Here is a 21261-nt window from a genome sequence, read left to right as displayed (position 1 = left end):
TGCTTACAAAAGCCCGCCGGCCCTGTCACCTCGGAGCTTGGCCGTCCCGCGGCGTCGGGGCGGTGATGCGGTCGAACCGCGCTCGCACCTCATCGAGGTCGTGCGCCAAGACGGAGAGGTCGTCGGACAGCTCGGCATGGATCGCCTGCGCGGCGTCGGGAAATTCTTCCAGCACCCGCCGCATCAAGGTCGGGGTGATGCGGATGACCTCGGCCGATGTGACGGCATGGGCGTCGCACGGACGCTCGCCGCGCAGGAACAGCGCGAGGCGTCCGATCAGCCCCGAGCGGCCCACGGTGACGGGCTCGACCCCGGGACCGGGAAAGCGCGGCGCCAGCGCGATCGTGCCCGACATCACCACGAAGCCGCCATCGGAGCGCTCGTCACGTGCGAACAGCCGGACGCCGGGTATGAGGCTGCGGCGCTCGGCGGCGAAGGAGAGCAGGCGCAAGGCGTCCCGGCCGAGGAAGCCGAACAACGGAGCCGCGCTCAGGATGGCGATGTCGTCGTCGAGCCCCAAGACGTCCCTCCGCTCCGCGCGTCACTGGCAGCAGCGAGCCTCAACTCACGGCGACCCGTCATCGATCCAAGGCGGCTACGGCAGCAGCTTGTAGCCGCCGGCCTCGGTGACCAGGATCGCCGCCAGCGCCGGGTTCGGCTCGATCTTCTGGCGCAGGCGATAGATATGCGTCTCGAGGGTGTGGGTGGTCACCTGCGCGTTGTAGCCCCACACCTCGGCGAGCAGCGTGTCGCGGCCCACCACCTCGCGGCCGGCGCGGTAGAGGAAACGCAGGATCGCGGTCTCCTTCTCGGTGAGCTTCAGCTTCGAGCCACGCTCCCCCACCAGCAGCTTGGCGCCGGGGCGGAAGGTGTAGGGACCGATCTGGAAGACCGCATCCTCGCTCGCCTCGTGACTGCGCAGATGCGCCCGGATGCGGGCGAGCAGCACCGCGAACTTGAACGGCTTCGTCACGTAGTCGTTGGCACCGGCCTCCAGGCCCTCCACCGTGTCGTCCTCGGAATCCTGGGCGGTGAGCATGATCACCGGTCCGCGATAGCCGTTGCGGCGCATGGCCCGCACCGCTTCGCGCCCGTCCATGTCCGGCAGGCCGACATCCATCACCGCCAAATCGATGCGGGCATCGGCGACGCTCGCGATGGCGCTCGCCCCATCCGCCACGCCCAAGGTCGTGAACTCCTCGTGCAGGTCGAGCTGTTCGATCAGCGTCTCGCGCAGCGAGGCGTCGTCGTCACAGATGAGCAGGCGATGGGTGTTGGGCATCGACCGAAGGACTTTCACGCAACGAACGGAATCGCGCCGTAGGGCGTGTATCCCGCGAACTGGTTTGAGGATGTCGGGCCAGAACAGGCCCGAAAGGGAAGAAGCACAACGTAAGGCGTTTTCTGCGCCGGAACATGGGCTCGTGGAAGCTTATGCAATCTTATCGCCAGCACATACGAGTCCGCAGGCCTGAAAGTTTCGTGAGTGCCGAACAAAAACGCCGAGGTGGTCTGCCGCTTTGGACGGAGCGATAAGGTCGGCCATGATAAGGGCCGCCATGAAACGAACCACCCTTCGGCACCTGCGCGTTCGCCCGCTCGTCGGCGACCCGACCCGCGGCCAGCTGCTGGCCGGCCCACTCGTCATCCCCTGCGCGCTCGGGCGCTCGGGCATGACCCGGCACAAACGCGAGGGCGATGGGGCCTCGCCGCGCGGCAGCTTCCGGCTGCGCGCCGGTTATTACCGGCCGGACCTTTATGCCGCGCGACCCGGGACGCCCCTCCCCTTACGGGCGACCCGGCGGGAGGACGGCTGGTGCGACGACGCGCGGGACCGGCGCTACAATCGTCCCCTGCCCCTACCCTGCCCCGGCGTGAGCGCCGAGCGCCTGTGGCGGGAGGACGGGCTCTACGACCTCGTGGTCGACCTCGACTACAATCGCGGCCCGATCCGGCCCGGGCGCGGGTCGGCGATCTTCCTCCATTGCGCGCGGCCGGGCTACCTCCCCACGGAGGGCTGCATCGCGCTCGCGAAGCCGGATCTGATCCGCCTGCTGCGCCGGATCGGCCCGGCGACCCGCCTGCGGATCGGCTGAGACGCGCGGCCGGCCGTTACACCTTCGCCGGCATGGCTCCGGTTTGCGCAGAAGGCTTTCCGGTCAACGTCAGGATCGCCAGGGCAGCGACCAGGCACAGGAGACCGGCCAGAAAGAAAGCCGGCAAATAACTCGACAGGGCCGTGCGCGACAGGCCGGCGCCGTAGGCGATGGACGCCGCTCCGAGTTGATGCCCTGCAAACACCCAGCCGAAGACCAGATTCGCCCGCTCCCGCCCGAACCGCGCCGCCGTGAGCCGCACGGTGGGCGGCACCGTGGCGATCCAGTCCAGGCCGTAGAACACAGCGAAAAGCGACAGCCCGACGAAGGAGAAGTCCGAGAACGGCAGGAACAGCAGCGAGAGCCCGCGCAGGCCGTAATACCAGAACAGGAGCCAGCGGTTGTCGTAGCGGTCCGACAGCCAGCCCGAGGCCACGGTGCCGACGAAGTCGAACACACCCATGGCGGCCAGCACGCTCGCCCCCTGCACCGGCCCGATGCCGTAATCGGCGCAAAGCGGGATGAAATGCGTCTGGATCAGGCCGTTGGTACTGGCGCCACAGATGAAAAACGTCCCGAACAGCACCCAGAACACGCGCGTGCGGGCTGCATCGCGCAAGGCTTCGATCGCTCCGCCACCACCGGGCGCCGGCACCGCGGGCGGACCCGCAGACACCGTCTCGCCATACGGCGCCAGACCCAGATCCTCCGGGCGATCGCGCATGAGCGTCAGCACGGCGAGCCCCGCCGTGAGCAGGAGCCCGCAGATCAGCAGGAGCGACGCACGCCAGCCGAACCGCTCGGTGAGGCTCGCCAGCAGCGGCAGCACCACGAGCTGGCCGGTGGCCGAACTCGCGGTGAGGAGGCCGACCACCAAGCCGCGCCGATGCGAGAACCAGCGCGTCGCCACCGTCGCCCCGAGAACCAGGGCGGTGAGCCCGGTGCCGATGCCGACGACCACGCCCCAGAGCAGGATGAGGTGCCAGACCTCGGTCATTGCGAGCGAGGCGAGGAGGCCGCCGGCGATCAGCGTGAGCGCGATCAGGACGATGCGGCGCGGCCCGTAGCGGTTCATCAGGGCGGCGGCGAACGGCCCCATCAATCCGAACAGGACGAGGCGGATCGCCAGGGCGGAGGAGATCGTCGCGGTATCCCAGCCGAATTCCTTCTGGAGCGGCAGGATCAGGACGCCCGGCGCACCCACGGCGCCCGCCGTCACCAGCATGGTGAGGAAGGTGACGGCCGCCACCACCCATCCGTAGTGGATGTGCCGCCGCGCCAGCGCCGCGGCCACGGCGTCGGAAGGTGTGAAATGCTGCGCGACCATGCCGCCCCGCTCCACGAATGTTGCGTGATCGCCTAATAGGCGCATATGCGCTCTTTACACAAGTCGATGATTCGATATCTCTTGCCGTATTGGCGAGGGACGCGCGATGACGGAGCCGGCACAGACCGTGATCTGCCACTGTCTTGCGGTGCGGCAGGGTGCGCGGCAGGTCACGCAATTCTACGACCGGCACCTCGCGCCGTCCGGTCTGCGCACCACGCAATACTCGTTGCTGAACTGGCTCGGGCGGCTCGGACCCGTCTCGATCCATGCCCTCGCCGACGCCATGGTGATGGACCGCACCACCATGGGCCGTGCCCTGCGCCCGCTTGAGCGCGACGGGCTGGTGAGGATCGGCCCCGGTCCCGATGGGCGCACCCGAGCGCTCAGCCTTACAGAAGCCGGACAAGCCCGGCTCGTGACAGCAGCGCCGTTCTGGCGACAGGCGCAGGAGCAGTTCGAAGCCGCCTATGGAGCGGAAGCCGCACAGACCCTGCGTGCCGCCCTGGCGCGGTTGGTCGCGACCGTTCCCACTTGATCTCGGAGGACGCCTAATCCCTCCGGGGCCGCTCGCCGAAGATCGCGGTGCCGACCCGGATATGCGTCGCGCCCATCTGGATCGCGGCCGGGTAATCCGCGCTCATCCCCATCGACAGGATCGGCAGGTTGTGACGCTCGGCAATGCGCGCGAGCAGGGCGAAATGCGCCGAGGGTGGCGCGTCCGCGGGCGGGATGCACATCAGGCCCTGGATCGCGAGGCCGTGGGTGTCGCGGCACGCGGCGAGCAGCACGTCGACCTGGGATAGTGAGACACCGCCCTTCTGCGGCTCGTCACCGGTGTTGACCTGGACCAGAAGCTTCGGCTGGCGCCCGCTACGCTCAATCTCCTTGGCGAGGGCGGCGGCGAGCGACAGCCGGTCGAGCCCGTGGATCACGTCGAACAGCTCCACCGCCTCGCGGGCCTTGTTGGACTGGAGCGGGCCGACGAGGTGCAATTCCACGTCCGGAAACCGTTCACGGAGTGCGGGCCATTTGGCCTTCGATTCCTGGACATAGTTCTCGCCGAACACCCGGTGCCCGGCCTCCAACGCCGGAACGATGCCCTCGGCCGCGATCAACTTGGAGACGGCGACCAGCCTGACCGAGGTAGGATCGCGCTCGGCATCCTCCGCCGCCTGGCGGATCTTGGAGCGCACCGTGTCGAGCCCGCCAAGCACCGCGGCGGCGGACGGGTGAGCGCTCGGAAATGTGGCGTCGGCCATGGTGCCTCGTGTCGGGTGTCGGGGGATGGATCGCCGTGGGACCGGGTCCATGTTTTCGGGGGACGCGCAGTGTTGGCAACGCCCGGCTTGCTGCGCTGGAAAATGCTCTACCATTCCGAACACGGTCCGCAAGGCGAGGCTCCGCTCACGGCCGTCCTGAACCTGTCCGTGTTGACCGGAGGACGTCCCGTGGTAGTCCGGCGGCCAACCCCTGTGCCGGGCGCGTCGCCACGCCGCCCGCTTGTCTCCTGCATCGAACGGCGCCCGGCCATGACCCAACCTGCCCGCCCCCCGCACCCTGAGCGCTACAACGCCAAGGAGACCGAGCCGCTCTGGCAACAGGCGTGGAACGACGCCGCGATCTACCAGACCCGCAACGACGACGACCGCCCGAAATACTACGTGCTGGAGATGTTTCCCTACCCGTCCGGGCGCATCCACATGGGCCACGTGCGCAACTATGCGATGGGCGATGTGGTGGCGCGCTACAAGCGCGCGCGCGGCTTCAACGTACTGCATCCGATGGGCTGGGACGCCTTCGGCCTGCCCGCCGAGAATGCCGCCATGGAGCGCAAGGTCAACCCGCGCGAGTGGACCTACGCCAACATCGCGTCGATGCGCGGCCAGTTGCAATCCATGGGCCTGTCGCTCGACTGGAGCCGAGAGATCGCGACCTGCGATCCCGACTATTACAAGCACCAGCAGCGCATGTTCCTCGACTTTCTCGACAAGGGCCTCGTCACCCGCCGCACGGCCAAGGTGAACTGGGACCCGGTGGACCATACCGTGCTGGCCAACGAGCAGGTCATCGACGGGCGCGGTTGGCGCTCGGGCGCCCTCGTGGAGCAGCGCGAACTGACCCAGTGGTTCTTCAAGATCACCGACTTCGCGCAAGACCTCTACGATGCCCTCGACGGGCTTGAGCGCTGGCCGGAGAAGGTCCGGGTGATGCAGAAGAACTGGATCGGCCGCTCGGAGGGGCTGGAGGTCCGGTTCGCTCTCGATGCGCCGCCGGCCGGTGTCGCGCCCGAGCTGAAGGTCTACACCACGCGTCCCGACACCTTGTTCGGGGCGAAGTTCCTGGCGGTGGCCGCGGACCATCCCATCGCGGCCGCTGTTGCGGCGAACAACCCCGCCCTACAGACCTTCATCGAGGAATGCCGACGCACGGGAACGGCACAGGCAGCCATCGATACGGCGGAAAAGCTCGGGTTCGACACCGGACTGACGGTGCGCCATCCCCTCGACCCGTCCTGGCTGCTGCCGGTCTACGTCGCCAACTTCGTGCTGATGGAATACGGCACCGGTGCGGTGTTCGGTTGTCCGGCCCACGACCAGCGCGACCTCGACTTTTCGAACAAGTACGGCCTCGGCAACACCCCCGTCGTCTGCCCGGAGGATCAGGACGCCATGAGCTTCGTGATCACCGACACCGCCTATGATGGCGATGGCCGGATGATCAACTCGCGCTTCCTCGACGACATGACCACTGACGAAGCGTTCAAGGCAGTGGCCAACCGCCTCGAGGAGGAGACCCTCGACGGTAACCCGATAGCATCCCGAAAAGTGCAGTTCCGGTTGCGGGACTGGGGCGTCTCGCGCCAACGCTATTGGGGCTGCCCGATCCCGATCATCCATTGCGACACTTGCGGGCCGGTGCCGGTGCCGGTGGAAGACCTGCCGGTGAAGCTGCCGGATACGGTATCGTTCGACGTGCCCGGCAACCCGCTCGAGCGCGACCACGCCTGGCGCAACGTCCCCTGCCCCACCTGCGGGGCTCCGGCGCGGCGCGAGACCGACACCATGGACACGTTCGTCGACTCGTCCTGGTACTATGCCCGTTTCACCGCGCCCTGGCTCACGGACGCACCCACTGACCGCGCGGCGGTCGATCAGTGGCTTGCCGTCGACCAGTATATTGGTGGCATCGAGCATGCGATCCTCCACCTGCTCTACGCCCGCTTCTTCATGCGGGCGATGCAGGCGACCGGCTGGTCTGGCGTGTCCGAGCCGTTCGACGGATTGTTCACGCAGGGGATGGTGGTCCACGAGACCTACAAGGATGCGGTCGGCGCCTGGGTCCAGCCCGCCGACATTCGCATCGTCGCAGACGATTCCGGGCGGCAGGCGTTTCACGTGAAAACCGGCGATCCGATCAGCATCGGCGCCATCGAAAAGATGTCGAAGTCGAAGAAAAATGTCGTCGACCCGGACGACATCATCGCGAGCTACGGCGCCGATACCGCCCGCTGGTTCATGCTCTCGGATTCCCCACCGGAGCGCGACGTGATCTGGACCGAGGACGGGGTCCAAGGCGCGGCACGCTTCGTTCAGCGCGTCTGGCGCCTCGTCTCCCTGGCGGCAGGCGTGACGGGCGGCGCAAGGCCCGCCGACGCCGCTTTGCGCAAGGCGGCACACAAGGCCCTCGCCGCTGTGGAAGAGGATGTTGAGCGCCTACGCTTCAATCGCTGCGTGGCTCACATCTACACCCTGGCCAATGCCCTCGACGAGGCTTTGCGCGGCACCGTCTCGGCGCAGGCGGCCCAGGAAGCCGCCGGCATCCTGACGCAGCTGATCGCGCCGATGATGCCGCATTTGGCCGAGGAATGCTGGTCGGCGCTGGGTCGCACAGGCCTCGTCGCCCAGGCCCCCTGGCCCGAGGCCGAGCGTGCCTTGCTGGTGGAGGACGCGGTCACCCTCCCCGTCCAGCTCAACGGCAAGAAGCGCGCGGACGTCACCGTACCGCGCAGCGCCGACAACGCCGCCGTCGAAGCGCTCGTGCTGGCCGACGATGCGGTTCAGAAGGCGCTCGAAGGTCGGACGCCAAAGAAGGTCATCGTGGTACCGGGCCGGATCGTGAACCTGGTGGTCTGACCCGGCAAAAACGCCTCCGGTGGGTCATCATCTTGCCGGAGAGGAAACGTAAAGTTTGGGTCCGGTAGGGTGACGCGAGGCTCAGGTTCACCGTAGACAGCGAACCTGAGCAGCTTTCGGGACGGCAGCGAACGATGATGCGTTTGGCAACGACGACAGCCCGGTTCGGGCGGGCACGCAAGGCCGTGCAGGTGGCGTTCGTCGTCACGCTCGCGCTCAACCTCTCGGCCTGCTTTCGCCCGCTCTACGGCCCGACCGCCTCGGGCGAGCCGATGGCGGCCCTGCTCGCCTCGGTTCAGATCGACGACGTGACCATGGCCCACGGCCAGGAGCGCATCGGGCATTACCTGCGCAGCGAGCTGATCTTCGATCTCGATGGCTCGGGCCAACCCTCGACCAAGCGCTTCCGCCTGAAGATGCAGGGCAGCGAAACGGTGCAGACCCCGATCGTGTCGTCCCAGACCGGCCGCGCCGAGGCCGGCACCATCATCGCCAACGTGAAATACTCCCTAGAGAATCTCGAGGGGACCAAGATCATCAGCGAGGGTGTCGCCACCTCGACGGCGACCTACGATCGTTCGGTGCAGCGCTTCGCCTCGCTGCGGGCGGCGCGTGACGCCGAAATCCGGCTCGCCAAGACCCTCGCCGAGCAGATCAAGACCCGCATCGCCTCGGTGCTGGTGACGAAGCCCTGACCGCTCACAAGGCCGCGCGATGACAGCCGTCAAGGCCGGTGACGTCGATGGGTTGATCCGGCGCGGGCCCGACCCGCGCATGGCGGTTCTTCTGGTTTATGGTCCCGATACCGGGCTGGTGTTCGAACGGGCCAAGCGCCTCGCCGAAAGCTTCGTCGCCGATCCCACCGACCCGTTCGGTCTCGTCAAAATCGACGGCGACAGTCTCGCGCAGGATCCCGGCCGCCTCCTCGACGAGGCCGGCACCGTGGGCCTGTTCGGCGGAACGCGGACGATCTGGGTCCGCTCGGGGAGCCGCAACTACGCACCGGCAGTGGAGGCCGCCCTCAAGGGTGAAATCGCCAACGCGCGAATCGTGGTCGAAGCCGGCGATCTCGGAAAGTCCGCACCCCTTCGTACGCTCTGTGAAAAGTCGACGCGCGCACTGGCGCTGCCGTGCTACCCCGACGACGAGCGGGCTCTGGGCGATCTCATCGACCGGACCCTGCAGGAGCAGGGCCTGCGCATCACCCGAGAGGCCCGCGACATCCTCGCGGTGAGTCTCGGCGGCGATCGCGGAGCCAGCCTGTCCGAGATCGAGAAGCTTGCGCTCTACGCGCATGGACAGGATCAGGTCAGCCTCGACGATGTCGAGGCGGTGGTGAGCGATGTCGCCGCCAGCGTGCTCAATACCCTGATCGACGCGGCCTTTTCCGGCCGTTCCGGCGATGTCGAGCGCGACTATCGTCGTTTTCGCCATGAGGGCATGGACCCGTCGGTGATGCTCGGCTCGGCCCTTCGCCACGCGCTGACCCTGCTCAGCACGCGGCTGGCCGGGGAGGGGCAGAGCGCCAGCATGATGGTTACCAACTGGCGCGGCCTGCACTTCCGCCGCAAGGCCACCGTCGAGACGCAACTGGCCCGCTGGGCGCCCCCTGCCCTCCAGCGGGCGATCCAGTTGTTGCAGGAGGCGGTGCTCGCCTGCCGCCGCTCGGACCCGGAACTCTCCCACGCCCACGCGTCGAGTACGTTGCTGAGGATCGCCTCCGAGGCCGCGCGCCGGCGCTGACGGGGTTTGGAGCAGGTCAGATCACCATAGCCGGCCATCTTCCACCCTGGGGCGATGATGGTCTGTCGTCACCGTCACGATCGGAAAGTCGTGACGGGCTGCGACCGCGTCATGCGCCGGAGGGAATCTCCAGCCGGCGGCACAGGGCCTCCAACTCGTCCGCCGTGTCGTAACGGATGCGAATCTCGCCAGCACCCGCGACCTTGGATTTCAACGACACGTTGACGCCGAGCGCCCGCGCCATCGCCTGTTCCAAGGTCCGAATCGCCGCGTCCTTCTCGGCGACGCGACGCGGGCGGCCGGGGCGGGGGCCATCCCCTTCGGGAATCTCTGCGGAAGCAAGAGCTTCGACTTCGCGCACCGACAGACCCTCGGCCACGATCCGCCGCGCCACGGCCTCCGGGTCCCGTACCGCGAGCAACGCGCGGGCATGGCCGGCGGTGATCTCAGCGGCGATCACACGGTCCTGGATGGCGGGGGACAGCTGCAGCAGGCGCAGGGTGTTGGCGAGGTGGCTGCGGCTCTTGCCGAGGATCTCGGCGAGCTCACTCTGGCTGTACTGAAACTCGCTCATCAGCCGCTCGTATCCCGCGGCCTCTTCGATGGCATTGAGATCGGTGCGCTGGACGTTCTCGAGGATGGCGTATTCGAGCGAGGTGCGGTCGTCGATCTCGACAGTGACAACCGGCACCTCGTTGAGACCGGCGCGCTGAGCGGCCCGCCAGCGGCGCTCACCCGCCACGATTTCATAGGTGTCCGGAACGCCGGCCAGGGCCCGGACCACGATGGGCTGAATGATGCCGCGCAGCTTGATCGAGGCTGAGAGTTCTTCCAGATCGGCCTCGGCGAAACGGCGCCGCGGATTGCGCGGGTTCGGACGCAGGAACTCCACGGCGACCTTGCGCTGCGCATGTGACGCGTTCGCCCCGCCACCCTCGTCACCGAAATCACCGATCAGGGCCGCGAGACCACGTCCGAGCCTGGGCCGCACCACATCATCCGCCATCGCCAACCGTTCGACTCCGTTACGCTTCGTGTCATTGTCAATCGATGCGGAGGGCGCAGGAGCGCTCCGCATCGCGAGCTCAGGCCGCCACCGGCAGGCGCCCCTCACGCTGGATGATCTCCGAGGCGAGCCGCAGATAGGCCTGTGAGCCCGCGCATTTCAGATCGTAGAGAAGCACCGGCTTGCCGTGCGACGGCGCCTCCGACACGCGGACATTGCGCGGAATCATGGTCTCGTAGACCTTGTCGCCCATGAAGCTGCGCACGTCGGCCACCACCTGTGCCGAAAGGTTGTTACGCGGATCGAACATCGTCAGCACGATGCCCTGGATGGTGAGGCGTGGGTTGAGAGCACCACGCACCTGCTCGACCGTACGCAGCAACTGGCTCAGGCCCTCGAGGGCGAAGAACTCGCATTGCAGGGGGACAAGCACGGCGTCAGACGCCGCCAGCGCGTTGATCGTCAGGAGGTTCAGCGAAGGCGGGCAATCGATCAGGATATAGGACACACCCTCGGTGGCGCCGCTTGCGCCGACATCTTTCAGGACGTTGCGCAGGCGGTGCGCCCGATCGGGTGCGCTCGCCATCTCCATCTCCAGACTGAGGAGATCCATGGTCGAGGGGGCGATCATCAGCCGAGGCACAGCAGTCGGAATGCAGGCGTCCGCAAGCGACGCTTCACCGGCAAGGACGTGATAGGTCGACACCTTGCGTTGACGCCGGTCGATGCCGAGCCCAGTCGAGGCGTTGCCCTGCGGATCGAGATCGAGCACCAGAACACGTTCGCCAATGGCAGCCAATGCCGTGCCGAGATTGATCGCCGTCGTGGTCTTGCCAACGCCGCCCTTCTGGTTGGCGAGGGCAAGAATCCGCAGGGGCCGCTCCGGCTGGATGCCGGCCGCGGTAAGGTGTGTCGGATCGGTTGTCATGAATCCACGCGGGATAGGGCCGTGACGCGGACGATCCGCGCTTCCGACTCGGTTCGGCTCGGAACAAGATCGTAGACGAATCTCCACCGTTGCGCTGCATCGGTCAATTCGGATTGGACATCACGCCCCTTCGGAAACAGCCCGATGGTGCCGGTTGTCAACAGCGGTTCGGCCCAAGTCAGAAGCTGGTGCAGCGGGGCGAGCGCGCGTGCGCAGACGACGTCGGCTCCCACATGCGCCGCGATGGCATCCTCGATCCGCACAGCATGGACGCGCGCCGGTGCCTTGGTCAGCCGCGCCGTCTCGGTGAGGAAGGCGCATTTGCGGGAATTGCTCTCGATCAGATCGACATGGAAGCCGGGTCGGTCATGGCCGGCAATAGCCAGAATGAGGCCCGGAATGCCCGCTCCCGATCCAAGATCGAGCCAGCTTTTGGCATCCGGCGCAAGGGCGCGCAGCTGAAGCGCGTCGGCGATATGACGGGTCCAGACCTCGGAAAGGGTGGCCGGGCCGACCAAGTTCTGGATGGCCTGCCAACGGCGCAGCTGTTCGACATAGAGATCGAGGCGCTCGGTTGTTTCACGTGAAACATTCATCTCGGCAAGAAGACGCTGGCGCGCGGCCTTATCCGACATGTGCGGTCTCCAAGCGGCCGCCGCGCCGGGCGTGGGCGGCGAGCAGGGTGAGAGCGGCGGGAGTGACGCCCTCGATCCGCGCCGCCTGTCCGAGCGTGCCGGGCCGCACGCTTTCCAGCTTGGACCGCATCTCGTTCGACAAGCCGGGGATCGCCGCATAGTCGAGTCGAACCGGAAGCGTGACGGCCTCATCCCGCCGAAAAGCAGCGATGTCGGCCTGCTGGCGATCGAGATAGACTGCATAGGTCGCGTCGGTACAAAGCCGGTCGGCCACACGCGGTGGGACCGCTGCCAGCTCCGGCCAGACCGCTGCCAGTCGACCCCAATCGATGTCCGGGTAGGACAGGAGCTGGAACGCGTTGCGACGGATACCGTCCTGATTGAGTGCGATACCGTGAGCCTGCGCCTGATTCGGCGTCAGGCTCAAGCTGTCGAGGCACGTCCGCTCCGTCTGCAGCACCTCCTGGGATAGCGCGAAACTATCAGTCCGCCGGGCTCCGACACAGCCAAGGGCCAGCCCGCGCGGAGTCAGGCGCTCATCCGCATTGTCTACCCTCAAGGAGAGGCGGTACTCCGAGCGGGAGGTGAACATGCGATAGGGCTCGCTGACCCCATGGGTGACGAGATCATCGATCATGACACCGAGATAGGATTCCGCTCGGTCGAAAACCGTCATCGAAGACCCGCCGGCGAGGCGCGCCGCATTGATACCCGCCACCAGTCCCTGCCCGGCCGCTTCCTCATAGCCGGTGGTACCGTTGATCTGGCCGGCTAGGAACAGGCCGCGCAGGCGCTTGGACTGCAAGCTCGCATCGAGTTCGCGCGGATCGACATAGTCGTACTCGATGGCGTAGCCCGGCCGCAGGATCGTCGCGTGTTCGAGCCCCGGTATCAGTCTGATCACATCGCCCTGCACGCTTTCGGGCAGCGCCGTGGAGATGCCGTTGGGATAGACGGTCGGGTCGTCCAGACCCTCGGGTTCGAGGAAGATTTGGTGGCCCTCGCGGTCGCCGAACCGCACCACCTTGTCCTCGATGGACGGGCAATAGCGCGGCCCCCGGCTGGCGATACCGCCGGAATACATCGGCGAGCGATGCAGGTTGGCCCGGATCAGATCGTGCACGGCCTTCGTAGTGCGGGTGATTCCGCACTGGATCTGGGGCGTGGTGATGCGATCGGTCAGAGTCGAGAACGGCACCGGATCGTCATCGGCCGACTGCATCTCCAGCCCGGACCAGTCGATGGTGCGACCATCGAGCCGGGCCGGCGTCCCGGTCTTGAGCCGCCCCAGTGCGAAGCCGTGGCGATCGAGGGTGGTTGCCAGACCGATCGAGGGCGCCTCGCCCATACGGCCGGCCGGTGTCTGTATCTCGCCGATATGGATCAACCCACGCAGGAACGTGCCGGTGGTGATCACCACGGCGGCGCAGGGGAGGGTGCGGCCATCAGTGAGGTGAAGACCGGCCACCGCCCCATGGCGGATATCCAAATCGGCGGCTTCACCCTCGATCACCTCGAGGTTGGCGGTCTCCGCAATCGCGTCCTGCATGGCGCGGGCGTAGAGCTTGCGATCGGCTTGCGTACGGGGCCCGCGTACGGCTGGCCCCTTGCGTCGGTTGAGAAGACGAAACTGGATGCCGGCGGCATCCGCCACGCGTCCCATCAACCCATCCAGGGCATCGACCTCGCGCACGAGGTGGCCCTTACCGAGCCCACCAATTGCCGGGTTGCAGGACATCGCGCCGATCGTCGCGGCTCGATGGGTGACGAGGGCCGTGCGGGCGCCGATGCGAGCCGAGGCAGCGGCTGCCTCGACACCGGCATGGCCACCACCGACGACCACGACGTCGTAGGAAGAAACTGCGTTGCGCATGGTGAGGACGTACGTGTTCCTGCGCCATACCGTCAACGGAGGAAGCTGATTCGACCACTTGTTTTCACGTGAAACGAACGGGGCTCCGCGCCTCGTTTTCCACCTCACTTGCCAATGCAGAATCCCGAAAACAGGCGATCGAGGATCTCCTCGACACCGACCGCGCCAGCGACTTCACCGAGGGCACGGACAGCGAGGCGCAGATCCTCAGCGGCCAGTTCCGGCAGGTCGGCCCCCTGCAACAGACGGTCGAGATGATCGCGGCAGCGGGTCAGGCCAGCGCGATGTCGCTCGCGCGTCACCAGGGCATCGCCACCGGTCATGGAGGCGGCGCGAACCGCGATGGCCTCGAGAAGCCGGTCGAGGCCTGCGCCGGTGAGCGCTGAAACGCTCAGACCATCATCCGCCGGAGCGTCATCGAGGTCGGACTTCGTGCGCACGCTCAAGGCGTCTGGCGACACCAGAGCGGTGGCCGGCTGAGACCCGGCTGCGGTGAGGGACAGGATGAGATCCGCGTGTTCCATGCGCTGGCGCGTGCGCCGGATACCCTCGGCCTCGATGGGATCCAGGGCCTCACGTAAGCCAGCGGTATCGACGAGGACCACCGGTAAACCATCGAGATCGCACCGCACTTCGATCACGTCGCGGGTGGTGCCGGGCGTTTCCGAAACGATCGCTGCGTCGCGGCGGCTGAGGGCGTTGAGCAGAGTCGACTTGCCGGCATTGGGCGGCCCGGCGAGCACTACCGTGAACCCGTCGCGCAGGCGCTCGCCGCGACGGCCATCAGACAGCGCGTGGGCGATTTCGTCCCGCAGGGTACGAGCCTTGCCGAACAGGGCCGCGTCGAGAGCTGCAGCGTCGACGTCGCCTTCGTCGGAAAAATCGAGAGCGGCTTCGATTCCCGCCAGGAGATCGATCAGACGGGTCCGCCAATCGGCAACGCAGCGCCCGAGCGCGCCGTCGAGCTGCCGCATGGCCTGGCGTCGTTGGGCCTCGGTCTCTGCATCGATCAGGTCGGCGATGCCTTCGGCCTGCGTGAGGTCCATACGGCCGTTGAGGAAGGCCCGCTTCGTGAAGGCACCGGCCTCAGCAGGTGTGCACCCTGGAAAGGCCGTTAGTGCCGTCAGCACGCCCAAGCGTACGGCGAGGCCGCCATGGAGATGCAGTTCCGCCATGTCCTCGCCGGTAAAGGTCTTCGGACCAGGCATCCAGGCGACCAAAGCTCGATCGAGGATTTCGCCAGTGTCGGCCGCGCGCAGGGTCCGTAGGGACAAAGTGCGGGGAGCGGGGAGGGGGCCTGCGAGATGCGTGAGGAGAGGGCCGGCGGCTGGACCACTGATCCGAATCACCGCGACCGCGGCACGACCGATCCCGCTGGCGGGAGCGAAGATCGTGGTCGGGTCGGTCATCCCATCGGCCTCGTAACGGCGTGTCGAGGGTGGGCCTCGAATAATTATTATTCGGCAAATCAGTTAGTTAGCTTTGGAATTCGTCTATATTTTTCAAAGGCTTGTTTGCCTACCCCTATACGGTCAACCTGCCCCAAGCGCGCCCTCATCCTGAGGCGCCGCAACGCAGCGAAGGCCTCGAAGGAGGGCTCCAGGAATCGGCACCGCGAACGGGAGGTCGAAGTCGAGGCGGCTACGCAGTATCTCAGGATGATCGTGTGGGCGGGATCACTCCCGCCCACACGATCAAGCAAGAACAGTATGATGCCTAAGTTCAGAGCTCACCCGGGTCAGGTGTTCATCGAGTCGAAGAAATCGGTGTTGCTCTTCGTCTGGCGCAGCTTGTCCATCAGGAACTCGATGGCGTCGGTGACGCCCATCGGGTTGAGGATGCGGCGCAGCACGTAGGTCTTCTTGAGCGAATCCGGCGTAACCAGCAGCTCTTCCTTACGGGTGCCCGAGCGGGTGATGTCGATGGCCGGGAAGATGCGCTTGTCCGAGACCTTGCGGTCGAGAATGATCTCGGAGTTGCCGGTGCCCTTGAACTCCTCGAAGATCACCTCGTCCATGCGCGAACCGGTATCGATGAGCGCGGTGGCGATGATCGAGAGCGAGCCGCCCTCTTCGATGTTACGGGCCGCACCGAAGAAGCGCTTCGGCCGCTGCAGCGCGTTGGCATCGACACCGCCGGTGAGCACCTTGCCGGAGGACGGCACGACGGTGTTGTAGGCACGGCCGAGGCGCGTGATCGAATCGAGCAGGATGACCACGTCACGGCCGTGTTCGACCAAGCGCTTGGCCTTCTCGATCACCATTTCGGCGACCTGCACATGGCGGGTGGCCGGCTCGTCGAAGGTGGAGGCGATCACCTCGCCCTTCACCGAGCGGATCATGTCGGTGACTTCCTCGGGGCGCTCGTCGATGAGCAGCACGATGAGGTAGCATTCCGGATGGTTGATGGTGATCGACTGGGCGATGTTCTGCATCAGCACGGTCTTGCCGGTGCGCGGCGGCGCCACGATGAGCGCGCGCTGGCCCTTGCCGATGGGGGCGACGATGTCGATGATCCGCGGCGAGAAGTCTTTCTTGGGCGGATTGTCCAGTTCCAGCTTGAAGCGCTGCGTCGGGAACAGCGGCGTCAGATTGTCGAAATGGACCTTGTGCTTGATCTTCTCCGGGTTCTCGAAGTTGATCGTGTTGACCTTGAGCAACGCGAAATAGCGCTCGCCGTCCTTCGGCCCCCGGATCGGGCCCTCCACCGTGTCGCCGGTGCGCAGACCGAAGCGCCGGATCTGGGTCGGTGAAATGTAGATGTCGTCCGGGCCCGGCAGGTAGTTCGACTCGGACGAACGCAGGAAGCCGAAGCCGTCCTGCAGCACTTCCACCGTACCAGCGCCGATGATCTCGACTTCCTTGGCAGCGAGCTGCTTCAGGATGGCGAACATCAGCTCCTGCTTGCGCATGGTCGAAGCGTTCTCGACCTCGACCTCTTCGGCGAAGGCCGTCAGCTCGGTGGGAGTCTTGGACTTGAGGTCCTGGAGCTTGACCTCGCGCATTCCGTCGAGGTCGCTGGCAGCTATGCTGCCGTCCGCCGGGGCGTCCATGGGATCGAGGGAGTCATAGGGTGACGTCATGGGAGATTCAAAACCGACGGAAGGACGAAAACAGGCGGAAAACGGGGAGTTTGAATCGCCGGGCGCCTTTGCGGCACCTGTCAGTCGGGCCATCTGGGGAAAACGGCTCCGCGCATCGTCTTTGGGGAGCCTATGAGCTCACGGGATGCAGAACGGCGTAACTTAGGAGGGAGGACATCGTTATCGCGTTTTTCGGGGTTTCTCAAGTCCCCGAGATAAATCGCCGCCAAACTCAGCGTCGCCGCAGGCGGACATAGAGGGCTCCGGCACCGCCATGGTGGCGGGCCGCCTCTTCGAATCCGAGGACGACGCCGCGCAAGTCGGAAGCGCGCAGCCAGTGCGGCACGCTGCGCCGCAGGACACCGCGCTCCGAGAAGGCGTCGTCGTAGCCGAGCCCGCCCTTGCCGGTGACCACGAGGACATGGGTGTGGCCGGAGGCGCGGGCGCGCATCAGGAACCCGATGAGAGCGTCATGCGCCTGCGCCTGATACATCCCGTGTAGATCGATCCGGGCATCGACCTGTAGCGCGCCGCGGCGCAGGGCGAGGCGCACGCGGCGCTCCAGTCCAGGGGCCAGCGGCGGCGGCGGCAGCGCCACCGGCGGCGGAAAGGCCGGGGCGGGAGCCACCGGTTTCACGATGATCCGCTTTGCCGGCGGCGCGGGCTTCGGCGACGGAACCGGGCTGGGCGGCTTGCCCATCGCCTTCGGGGCCGGAGGCGTATTCGCCTTGATTTCGTTGGGCTTCGTCTCGACAGGTTTGGGCTTGCCCGGCATCGCTCTGCCGCGCAGCGGGATGATCAGGCGTGCGATTTCACCCCACAGATAGGCGTCCTCGCCCGAGAGGCCGCGGGCGCGTCGGGGCGGCCTCATGGTGCGTGCCCAGCCGGCTTCGGCAGCAGCACGACGAAGCCCACCGCGTCACGCAGGTTCCCGGCGAGGATTCCGGCCTCCGCTCCGGTTCCGAGGTAGAGATCGCCGCGCGCCGGGCCGACGATGGCCGAGCCGGTATCGGCGGCCACCACGAGCCGGCCGGTATCCGGGGGCCCCGGCAATGGGCCCTCGAGCCAGAACGGCAGCCCGTAGCGCCAGAGATTGGCATCCACCGCGAGGCTGCGGCCCGGACTTAAGGCTGCGCCGGCCGCGCCCGGCGGTCCGAGCGCCGGGTCGGCGATCGGGCTCAGCTTGAAGAAGATATAGGCGGCATTGGCTCGCATCAGGCGCCGGGCGTGGTCGGGATGCGCGCGTAGCCATCCGGTCCAGCGCGCCAGAGTCAGCCCTTCGAGGGGGAGATGGCCCTCCTGCACGATGAGCTTGCCGATGGATGTGTAGGGCCGGCCGTTGCGCCCATCGTAGAGCACCCGAATGGCACTGCCATCGGGCAGGCGCACCCGGCCCGAGCCTTGGACCTGGAGCACGAACAGGTCGACGAAATCGCGCAGATACAGCAGCGGTGTCGCGCGGGCGCCCAACGCCCCATCCTCGATGGCCGCCCGGTCGGGATAGGGCTCAAAACCCGCGCCGCTTTGGCGCGCGGCCCGCAGGCCCGGGTCGAGGCCGGGTCGGGTCTCGCCGGGGGCGAAGCTCACGAGGTCGTCGGGACGGGCGAGGACGGGTGCGGTGAAGCCCGGTCCAGGCTCCATTGCGCCGTCGAGTTCCGGCTCGAAATACCCGGTGAGGAAACCTTTGCGCTTCTCGGGCGCATCGCCAGAGGCCGGCACGACGACACGGTAGGCGGAAAAACGCTCGGTGAAGAAGGCGCCGGCCCCATCCGGCGGGATCGCCGCGGCGCGGGTACAGGCGGCGGCGAGATCCTCGGCCGAGCCGGTAACGGCGGCGGCCATCGCCACCGGCGGCGCCGCGCAGGTGCGCCGGAACGCGTCGAGCGCAGCAACCGGATCGGGACCGGGGAAACCGGCGAGCAGGCGCAGGTCCACCGGCTCCAGCACGGCCGCGCCGACGCGAAACGGCTCGGCCGCGGAAGCGGCCGAGCCGGGCAGGGCAGTGCAGAGGAGGCTCAGGGCCGCGAGCGTCGCGCGAGCCCGGGAGGCTGGACCGGTCACGAAACCATAGGGGTCAGGCGCCGGCTTCCGTGGCGACGAGCTGCCAGTTCGGGTCGCGGGTGCCGAGCGTGCGGGCGAAGGTCCAGACGTCGGGAACCTCGACGACGGCCTCGGCGCTGCCGTCGATCACCTGACCGCTGGCATTGCGCGTGGCGGTGATGAGGTGGGACAGGAAATGCACCGTCACCTGCGCCACGCGGTTCTTCACGTCGACGGCGACGATCTCGGCCTTGTCGAGGGAGACGAAGGTGGTCTCCACCACGTCGCGCCGTGCCTCGCGGGCATCGATCTCGCGCTCGAAGCCCTCGCACACCTCGCGGGAGAGCAGGCTGCGCAGGGTCTTGCGATCGCCCTTGGCGAAGGCGATCACGATGGCCTCGTAGGCGCTCTTGGCGCCCTCGACGAACCCACGCGGGTCGAAGCCCGGCTCCACCTGCACCACCGCCTCGAGGCCGTTCGCGATGGCCGAACCCGGCTCGGCGATGCCGCGCCAATCGCGCGCCTCGGGCTTCGCCGCCCGGTCGGCCTGCGGCTGGGCGCGGTCGGCGCCGGGCAGGCGCACAACGTTGTCGCCCTCCGCCCGCGCCGGTGGTTCGGTGCGGCTCCGGTCCACCGGCTTGAACGGCGAGCGCTCCGCACCGGTCTTCTGCCCGAGGACCGAGCGTAGGCGCCAGATCACGAAGACCGCGAGCGCGAGGAAGATCAGGGTCGTCAAGTCGAAGGAGTCCTGCATCACCGATCCGATCGTGGCCGTCGCACGAAAACGCTTGTTCGAAGGGGGGCTCCCGATCCCGTCACATTGCGCCAAGAGCCTCTCACGAAACGTCCGATCATCAGGAGCTGTCCTTTGGCCAAGCCGGCGCAGAGGGCGTTTCGCGAGGTGCTCTTAGCCGAGTGCGGCGCAAGTATCGAGCCGGGTCATCAAAAGGCCGTCACCCACGATGTGACGGGGATATGGGGCGCACCCCTCACCGGTTCCAGACGATGCCCCACAAGGCTTAGGCAATCGCCGGATGCGTGGAAAGGCAAGGCGGCACCCCGACGCGGCGGTCGGGCCGCCCGGCCGGTGCCGTGCTTGTTCGCGCCGGACGGGCATGATAGCGCGCTCTCGCGCCGGCCGACCCGCGACAACGCCACTCGATTCCACGGCCGCGCTCGCAAGTTCCTGAGGAGGACGAACGCCATGGCCGATACTCCGGCACCGAACGGCAACGGTGGCGCCACGGCGCAGACCGAGGACCAGAACCCCGCGATCAACGCGCTCGCCCAGTACACCAAGGATCTCTCCTTCGAGAACCCGAATGCCCCGCGTTCGCTCCAGCCGCAAGAGACCGGGCCGCAGATCAGCATCCAGGTCAACGTCAACGCCAAGCAAATCGCCGAGGCCGATTTCGAAGTCGAGCTGACGCTGGAAGGCGACGCCAAGATCAACGGCGAGGTGCTGTTCGCATTCGAGCTGAATTATGCCGGCATCTTCCGCATGCGCAACATCCCGCAGGACCAGCTCCACCCGGCGGTGATGATCGAGTGCCCGCGCCTGCTCTTCCCGTTCGCGCGCCAGATCGTTGCCGAGTCCGTGCGCAACGGCGGCTTCCCGCCCCTGTACATCGACCCGATCGACTTCGTCGGCCTCTACCGCCAGAAGGCGATGGAAGCGCAGGCCCAGGGCGGCGAGACCGGACCACTCGCGTCCTGACACGCCGCTTCGGCACCGCCGCACAGGTTGGAACGACCCGAACCCCGGCCGGCAGGCCGGGGTTTTTCTGTGGGCACCGCGTGCTCGACGCACAGCCCGGGCGGCGATCAACAAGGAATCACCCGATGAAGGATGCCGACCGCACGATCCGCCTGACCGCACCCGGCGGCGCGCCGTGGTCGAGCCGCGTGTTCACCTACGGACCGATGCTGCCCTTCGCCGCCGGGACCGCCGCGGCGTGGTGGCTGCGCGACGATCTCGGCGACGCGATCCTCTACCTGACGCTCCTCTGGGCCTGCGCGATCCTGATGTTCCTGTCGGGGGTGCGCCACGGCGTCGGCGGCCGCACCGAGGGCGGTCCGACATTCGTCGTGATCGCCACGACGCTCGGCCTGTTCGGCCTCGGTTTCCTCGCGCTGGTGATGGCGGCCCTCGGCCAGTCGGTCCCGGCGCTGGTCCTGCTCATCGGCGGCTTCACCGGGGTCGCCATCCTCGATCCGGTGACGGCGCGGCGCGGTGAGGCGCCGCCGTTCCTGCGCCCGTTGCCGCCGCTGCAGATACCGATCGCGATCCTGAGCCTGGTCGGCCTGCTCGCCCTCAAGCTCTGAGCCGAAATCGGCCTGCGCTTGCCGCCCTGCCCCCCCCGCGATAGAGCCCGCACGACCCCGACAGACCGAC

20 protein-coding genes are annotated in these 21261 nt (G+C 67.2%); 7 read left to right on the top strand and 13 right to left on the bottom strand.

What is annotated here, in order from left to right; translation table 11 throughout:
- Positions 1 to 25: 25 nt before the first annotated feature.
- Complete coding sequence (locus G3T14_RS01225) at positions 26 to 520, bottom strand: Crp/Fnr family transcriptional regulator (protein ID WP_163639186.1); 495 nt, start codon at positions 518 to 520, stop codon at positions 26 to 28.
- 75 nt (positions 521 to 595) lie between these two features.
- Complete coding sequence (locus G3T14_RS01220; protein ID WP_163639185.1) at positions 596 to 1282, bottom strand: response regulator transcription factor; 687 nt, start codon at positions 1280 to 1282, stop codon at positions 596 to 598.
- 277 nt (positions 1283 to 1559) lie between these two features.
- Here G3T14_RS01220 and G3T14_RS01215 point away from each other — a divergent pair, with 277 nt between their 5' ends.
- On the top strand, positions 1560 to 2096 hold the full coding sequence (locus G3T14_RS01215; RefSeq protein ID WP_163639184.1) for a L,D-transpeptidase family protein: 537 nt from the start codon (positions 1560 to 1562) through the stop codon (positions 2094 to 2096).
- 16 nt (positions 2097 to 2112) lie between these two features.
- On the opposite strand, the gene G3T14_RS01210 is transcribed toward G3T14_RS01215, so the two are convergent.
- Positions 2113 to 3423 carry an MFS transporter gene (locus tag G3T14_RS01210; protein ID WP_163639320.1) on the bottom strand — a complete coding sequence of 437 codons (1311 nt, stop codon included), beginning with the start codon at positions 3421 to 3423 and terminating at the stop codon, positions 2113 to 2115.
- 106 nt (positions 3424 to 3529) lie between these two features.
- On the opposite strand from G3T14_RS01210, the gene G3T14_RS01205 reads away from it, so the two are divergent.
- Entirely contained in the window at positions 3530 to 3961 is a 432-nt protein-coding gene (locus G3T14_RS01205) for a MarR family winged helix-turn-helix transcriptional regulator (protein WP_163639183.1), read from the top strand.
- A 13-nt stretch (positions 3962 to 3974) separates the two neighbouring features.
- Here the strand turns inward: G3T14_RS01205 and G3T14_RS01200 are convergent, their stop codons facing one another.
- The gene (locus G3T14_RS01200; protein ID WP_163639182.1) at positions 3975 to 4685 is read right to left on the bottom strand and encodes a YggS family pyridoxal phosphate-dependent enzyme; all 711 of its coding nucleotides are present in this window, start codon (positions 4683 to 4685) and stop codon (positions 3975 to 3977) included.
- A gap of 270 nt (positions 4686 to 4955) precedes the next feature.
- On the opposite strand from G3T14_RS01200, the gene leuS reads away from it, so the two are divergent.
- The 3 genes from leuS to holA all read left to right on the top strand — a co-directional run bounded on the left by leuS (position 4956) and on the right by holA (position 9302).
- A complete protein-coding gene (gene leuS, locus G3T14_RS01195; protein ID WP_163639181.1) occupies positions 4956 to 7559 on the top strand; it encodes a leucine--tRNA ligase in 2604 nt (867 codons plus the stop codon).
- 185 nt (positions 7560 to 7744) lie between these two features.
- The gene (lptE, locus tag G3T14_RS01190; RefSeq protein ID WP_348645191.1) at positions 7745 to 8254 is read left to right on the top strand and encodes an LPS assembly lipoprotein LptE; all 510 of its coding nucleotides are present in this window, start codon (positions 7745 to 7747) and stop codon (positions 8252 to 8254) included.
- Between the two features lie 19 nt (positions 8255 to 8273).
- Positions 8274 to 9302: a DNA polymerase III subunit delta gene (holA, locus tag G3T14_RS01185; RefSeq protein WP_163639180.1), complete on the top strand. Its 1029-nt coding sequence runs from the start codon at positions 8274 to 8276 to the stop codon at positions 9300 to 9302.
- 109 nt (positions 9303 to 9411) lie between these two features.
- Here the strand turns inward: holA and G3T14_RS01180 are convergent, their stop codons facing one another.
- The 9 genes from G3T14_RS01180 to G3T14_RS01140 all read right to left on the bottom strand — a co-directional run bounded on the left by G3T14_RS01180 (position 9412) and on the right by G3T14_RS01140 (position 19620).
- Positions 9412 to 10308, bottom strand: a complete 897-nt coding sequence (locus G3T14_RS01180; protein WP_163639179.1) for a ParB/RepB/Spo0J family partition protein — start codon at positions 10306 to 10308, stop codon at positions 9412 to 9414.
- A 79-nt stretch (positions 10309 to 10387) separates the two neighbouring features.
- Positions 10388 to 11236 carry a ParA family protein gene (locus G3T14_RS01175; RefSeq protein ID WP_163639178.1) on the bottom strand — a complete coding sequence of 283 codons (849 nt, stop codon included), beginning with the start codon at positions 11234 to 11236 and terminating at the stop codon, positions 10388 to 10390.
- Positions 11233 to 11871, bottom strand: coding sequence for a 16S rRNA (guanine(527)-N(7))-methyltransferase RsmG (gene rsmG, locus G3T14_RS01170; RefSeq protein WP_163639177.1), 639 nt, complete (start codon positions 11869 to 11871; stop codon positions 11233 to 11235). Before rsmG ends, G3T14_RS01175 begins: the two co-directional genes overlap by 4 nt.
- Positions 11861 to 13744 (bottom strand): tRNA uridine-5-carboxymethylaminomethyl(34) synthesis enzyme MnmG, encoded by a 1884-nt coding sequence (gene mnmG / locus G3T14_RS01165; RefSeq protein WP_163639176.1) that lies wholly within the window; start codon positions 13742 to 13744, stop codon positions 11861 to 11863. The genes rsmG and mnmG overlap by 11 nt, the downstream gene beginning before the upstream one ends.
- A 104-nt stretch (positions 13745 to 13848) precedes the next feature.
- A complete protein-coding gene (mnmE, locus tag G3T14_RS01160; protein ID WP_163639175.1) occupies positions 13849 to 15153 on the bottom strand; it encodes a tRNA uridine-5-carboxymethylaminomethyl(34) synthesis GTPase MnmE in 1305 nt (434 codons plus the stop codon).
- A gap of 329 nt (positions 15154 to 15482) precedes the next feature.
- Positions 15483 to 16826 (bottom strand): transcription termination factor Rho, encoded by a 1344-nt coding sequence (gene rho / locus G3T14_RS01155; protein WP_163639174.1) that lies wholly within the window; start codon positions 16824 to 16826, stop codon positions 15483 to 15485.
- Positions 16827 to 17058: 232 nt separating this feature from the next.
- Positions 17059 to 17697, bottom strand: a complete 639-nt coding sequence (locus G3T14_RS01150; RefSeq protein ID WP_163639173.1) for a Smr/MutS family protein — start codon at positions 17695 to 17697, stop codon at positions 17059 to 17061.
- Entirely contained in the window at positions 17694 to 18887 is a 1194-nt protein-coding gene (locus tag G3T14_RS01145; RefSeq protein ID WP_163639172.1) for an MltA domain-containing protein, read from the bottom strand. The genes G3T14_RS01150 and G3T14_RS01145 overlap by 4 nt, the downstream gene beginning before the upstream one ends.
- Before the next feature lie 13 nt (positions 18888 to 18900).
- The gene (locus G3T14_RS01140; RefSeq protein ID WP_163639316.1) at positions 18901 to 19620 is read right to left on the bottom strand and encodes a Tim44/TimA family putative adaptor protein; all 720 of its coding nucleotides are present in this window, start codon (positions 19618 to 19620) and stop codon (positions 18901 to 18903) included.
- 450 nt (positions 19621 to 20070) lie between these two features.
- Between G3T14_RS01140 and secB the strand changes: the two genes are divergently transcribed.
- Entirely contained in the window at positions 20071 to 20583 is a 513-nt protein-coding gene (secB, locus tag G3T14_RS01135; RefSeq protein ID WP_163639171.1) for a protein-export chaperone SecB, read from the top strand.
- A gap of 125 nt (positions 20584 to 20708) precedes the next feature.
- Positions 20709 to 21191, top strand: coding sequence for a DUF3429 domain-containing protein (locus G3T14_RS01130; protein WP_163639170.1), 483 nt, complete (start codon positions 20709 to 20711; stop codon positions 21189 to 21191).
- Positions 21192 to 21261: the final 70 nt, after the last annotated feature.

Origin of the sequence: Methylobacterium sp. BTF04 (genome assembly GCF_010692745.1) — a bacterium.
Classification (GTDB): Bacteria; Pseudomonadota; Alphaproteobacteria; order Rhizobiales; family Beijerinckiaceae; genus Methylobacterium.
This window is presented reverse-complemented; position numbering and strand designations above follow the sequence as displayed.

What these genes read in the sequence shown, in the direction of transcription:
- holA (WP_163639180.1), top strand. Translation starts at nt 8,274, where the DNA reads ATGACAGCCGTCAAGGCCGGTGACGTCGATGGGTTGATCCGGCGCGGG.
- G3T14_RS01180 (WP_163639179.1), bottom strand. Translation starts at nt 10,308, where the DNA reads ATGGCGGATGATGTGGTGCGGCCCAGGCTCGGACGTGGTCTCGCGGCC.
- G3T14_RS01220 (WP_163639185.1), bottom strand. Translation starts at nt 1,282, where the DNA reads ATGCCCAACACCCATCGCCTGCTCATCTGTGACGACGACGCCTCGCTG.
- G3T14_RS01140 (WP_163639316.1), bottom strand. Translation starts at nt 19,620, where the DNA reads ATGCAGGACTCCTTCGACTTGACGACCCTGATCTTCCTCGCGCTCGCG.
- G3T14_RS01175 (WP_163639178.1), bottom strand. Translation starts at nt 11,236, where the DNA reads ATGACAACCGATCCGACACACCTTACCGCGGCCGGCATCCAGCCGGAG.
- G3T14_RS01215 (WP_163639184.1), top strand. Translation starts at nt 1,560, where the DNA reads ATGAAACGAACCACCCTTCGGCACCTGCGCGTTCGCCCGCTCGTCGGC.
- mnmG (WP_163639176.1), bottom strand. Translation starts at nt 13,744, where the DNA reads ATGCGCAACGCAGTTTCTTCCTACGACGTCGTGGTCGTCGGTGGTGGC.
- G3T14_RS01130 (WP_163639170.1), top strand. Translation starts at nt 20,709, where the DNA reads ATGAAGGATGCCGACCGCACGATCCGCCTGACCGCACCCGGCGGCGCG.
- G3T14_RS01210 (WP_163639320.1), bottom strand. Translation starts at nt 3,423, where the DNA reads ATGGTCGCGCAGCATTTCACACCTTCCGACGCCGTGGCCGCGGCGCTG.
- G3T14_RS01150 (WP_163639173.1), bottom strand. Translation starts at nt 17,697, where the DNA reads ATGAGGCCGCCCCGACGCGCCCGCGGCCTCTCGGGCGAGGACGCCTAT.
- rsmG (WP_163639177.1), bottom strand. Translation starts at nt 11,871, where the DNA reads ATGTCGGATAAGGCCGCGCGCCAGCGTCTTCTTGCCGAGATGAATGTT.
- G3T14_RS01200 (WP_163639182.1), bottom strand. Translation starts at nt 4,685, where the DNA reads ATGGCCGACGCCACATTTCCGAGCGCTCACCCGTCCGCCGCCGCGGTG.
- leuS (WP_163639181.1), top strand. Translation starts at nt 4,956, where the DNA reads ATGACCCAACCTGCCCGCCCCCCGCACCCTGAGCGCTACAACGCCAAG.
- G3T14_RS01205 (WP_163639183.1), top strand. Translation starts at nt 3,530, where the DNA reads ATGACGGAGCCGGCACAGACCGTGATCTGCCACTGTCTTGCGGTGCGG.
- mnmE (WP_163639175.1), bottom strand. Translation starts at nt 15,153, where the DNA reads ATGACCGACCCGACCACGATCTTCGCTCCCGCCAGCGGGATCGGTCGT.
- rho (WP_163639174.1), bottom strand. Translation starts at nt 16,826, where the DNA reads ATGACGTCACCCTATGACTCCCTCGATCCCATGGACGCCCCGGCGGAC.
- secB (WP_163639171.1), top strand. Translation starts at nt 20,071, where the DNA reads ATGGCCGATACTCCGGCACCGAACGGCAACGGTGGCGCCACGGCGCAG.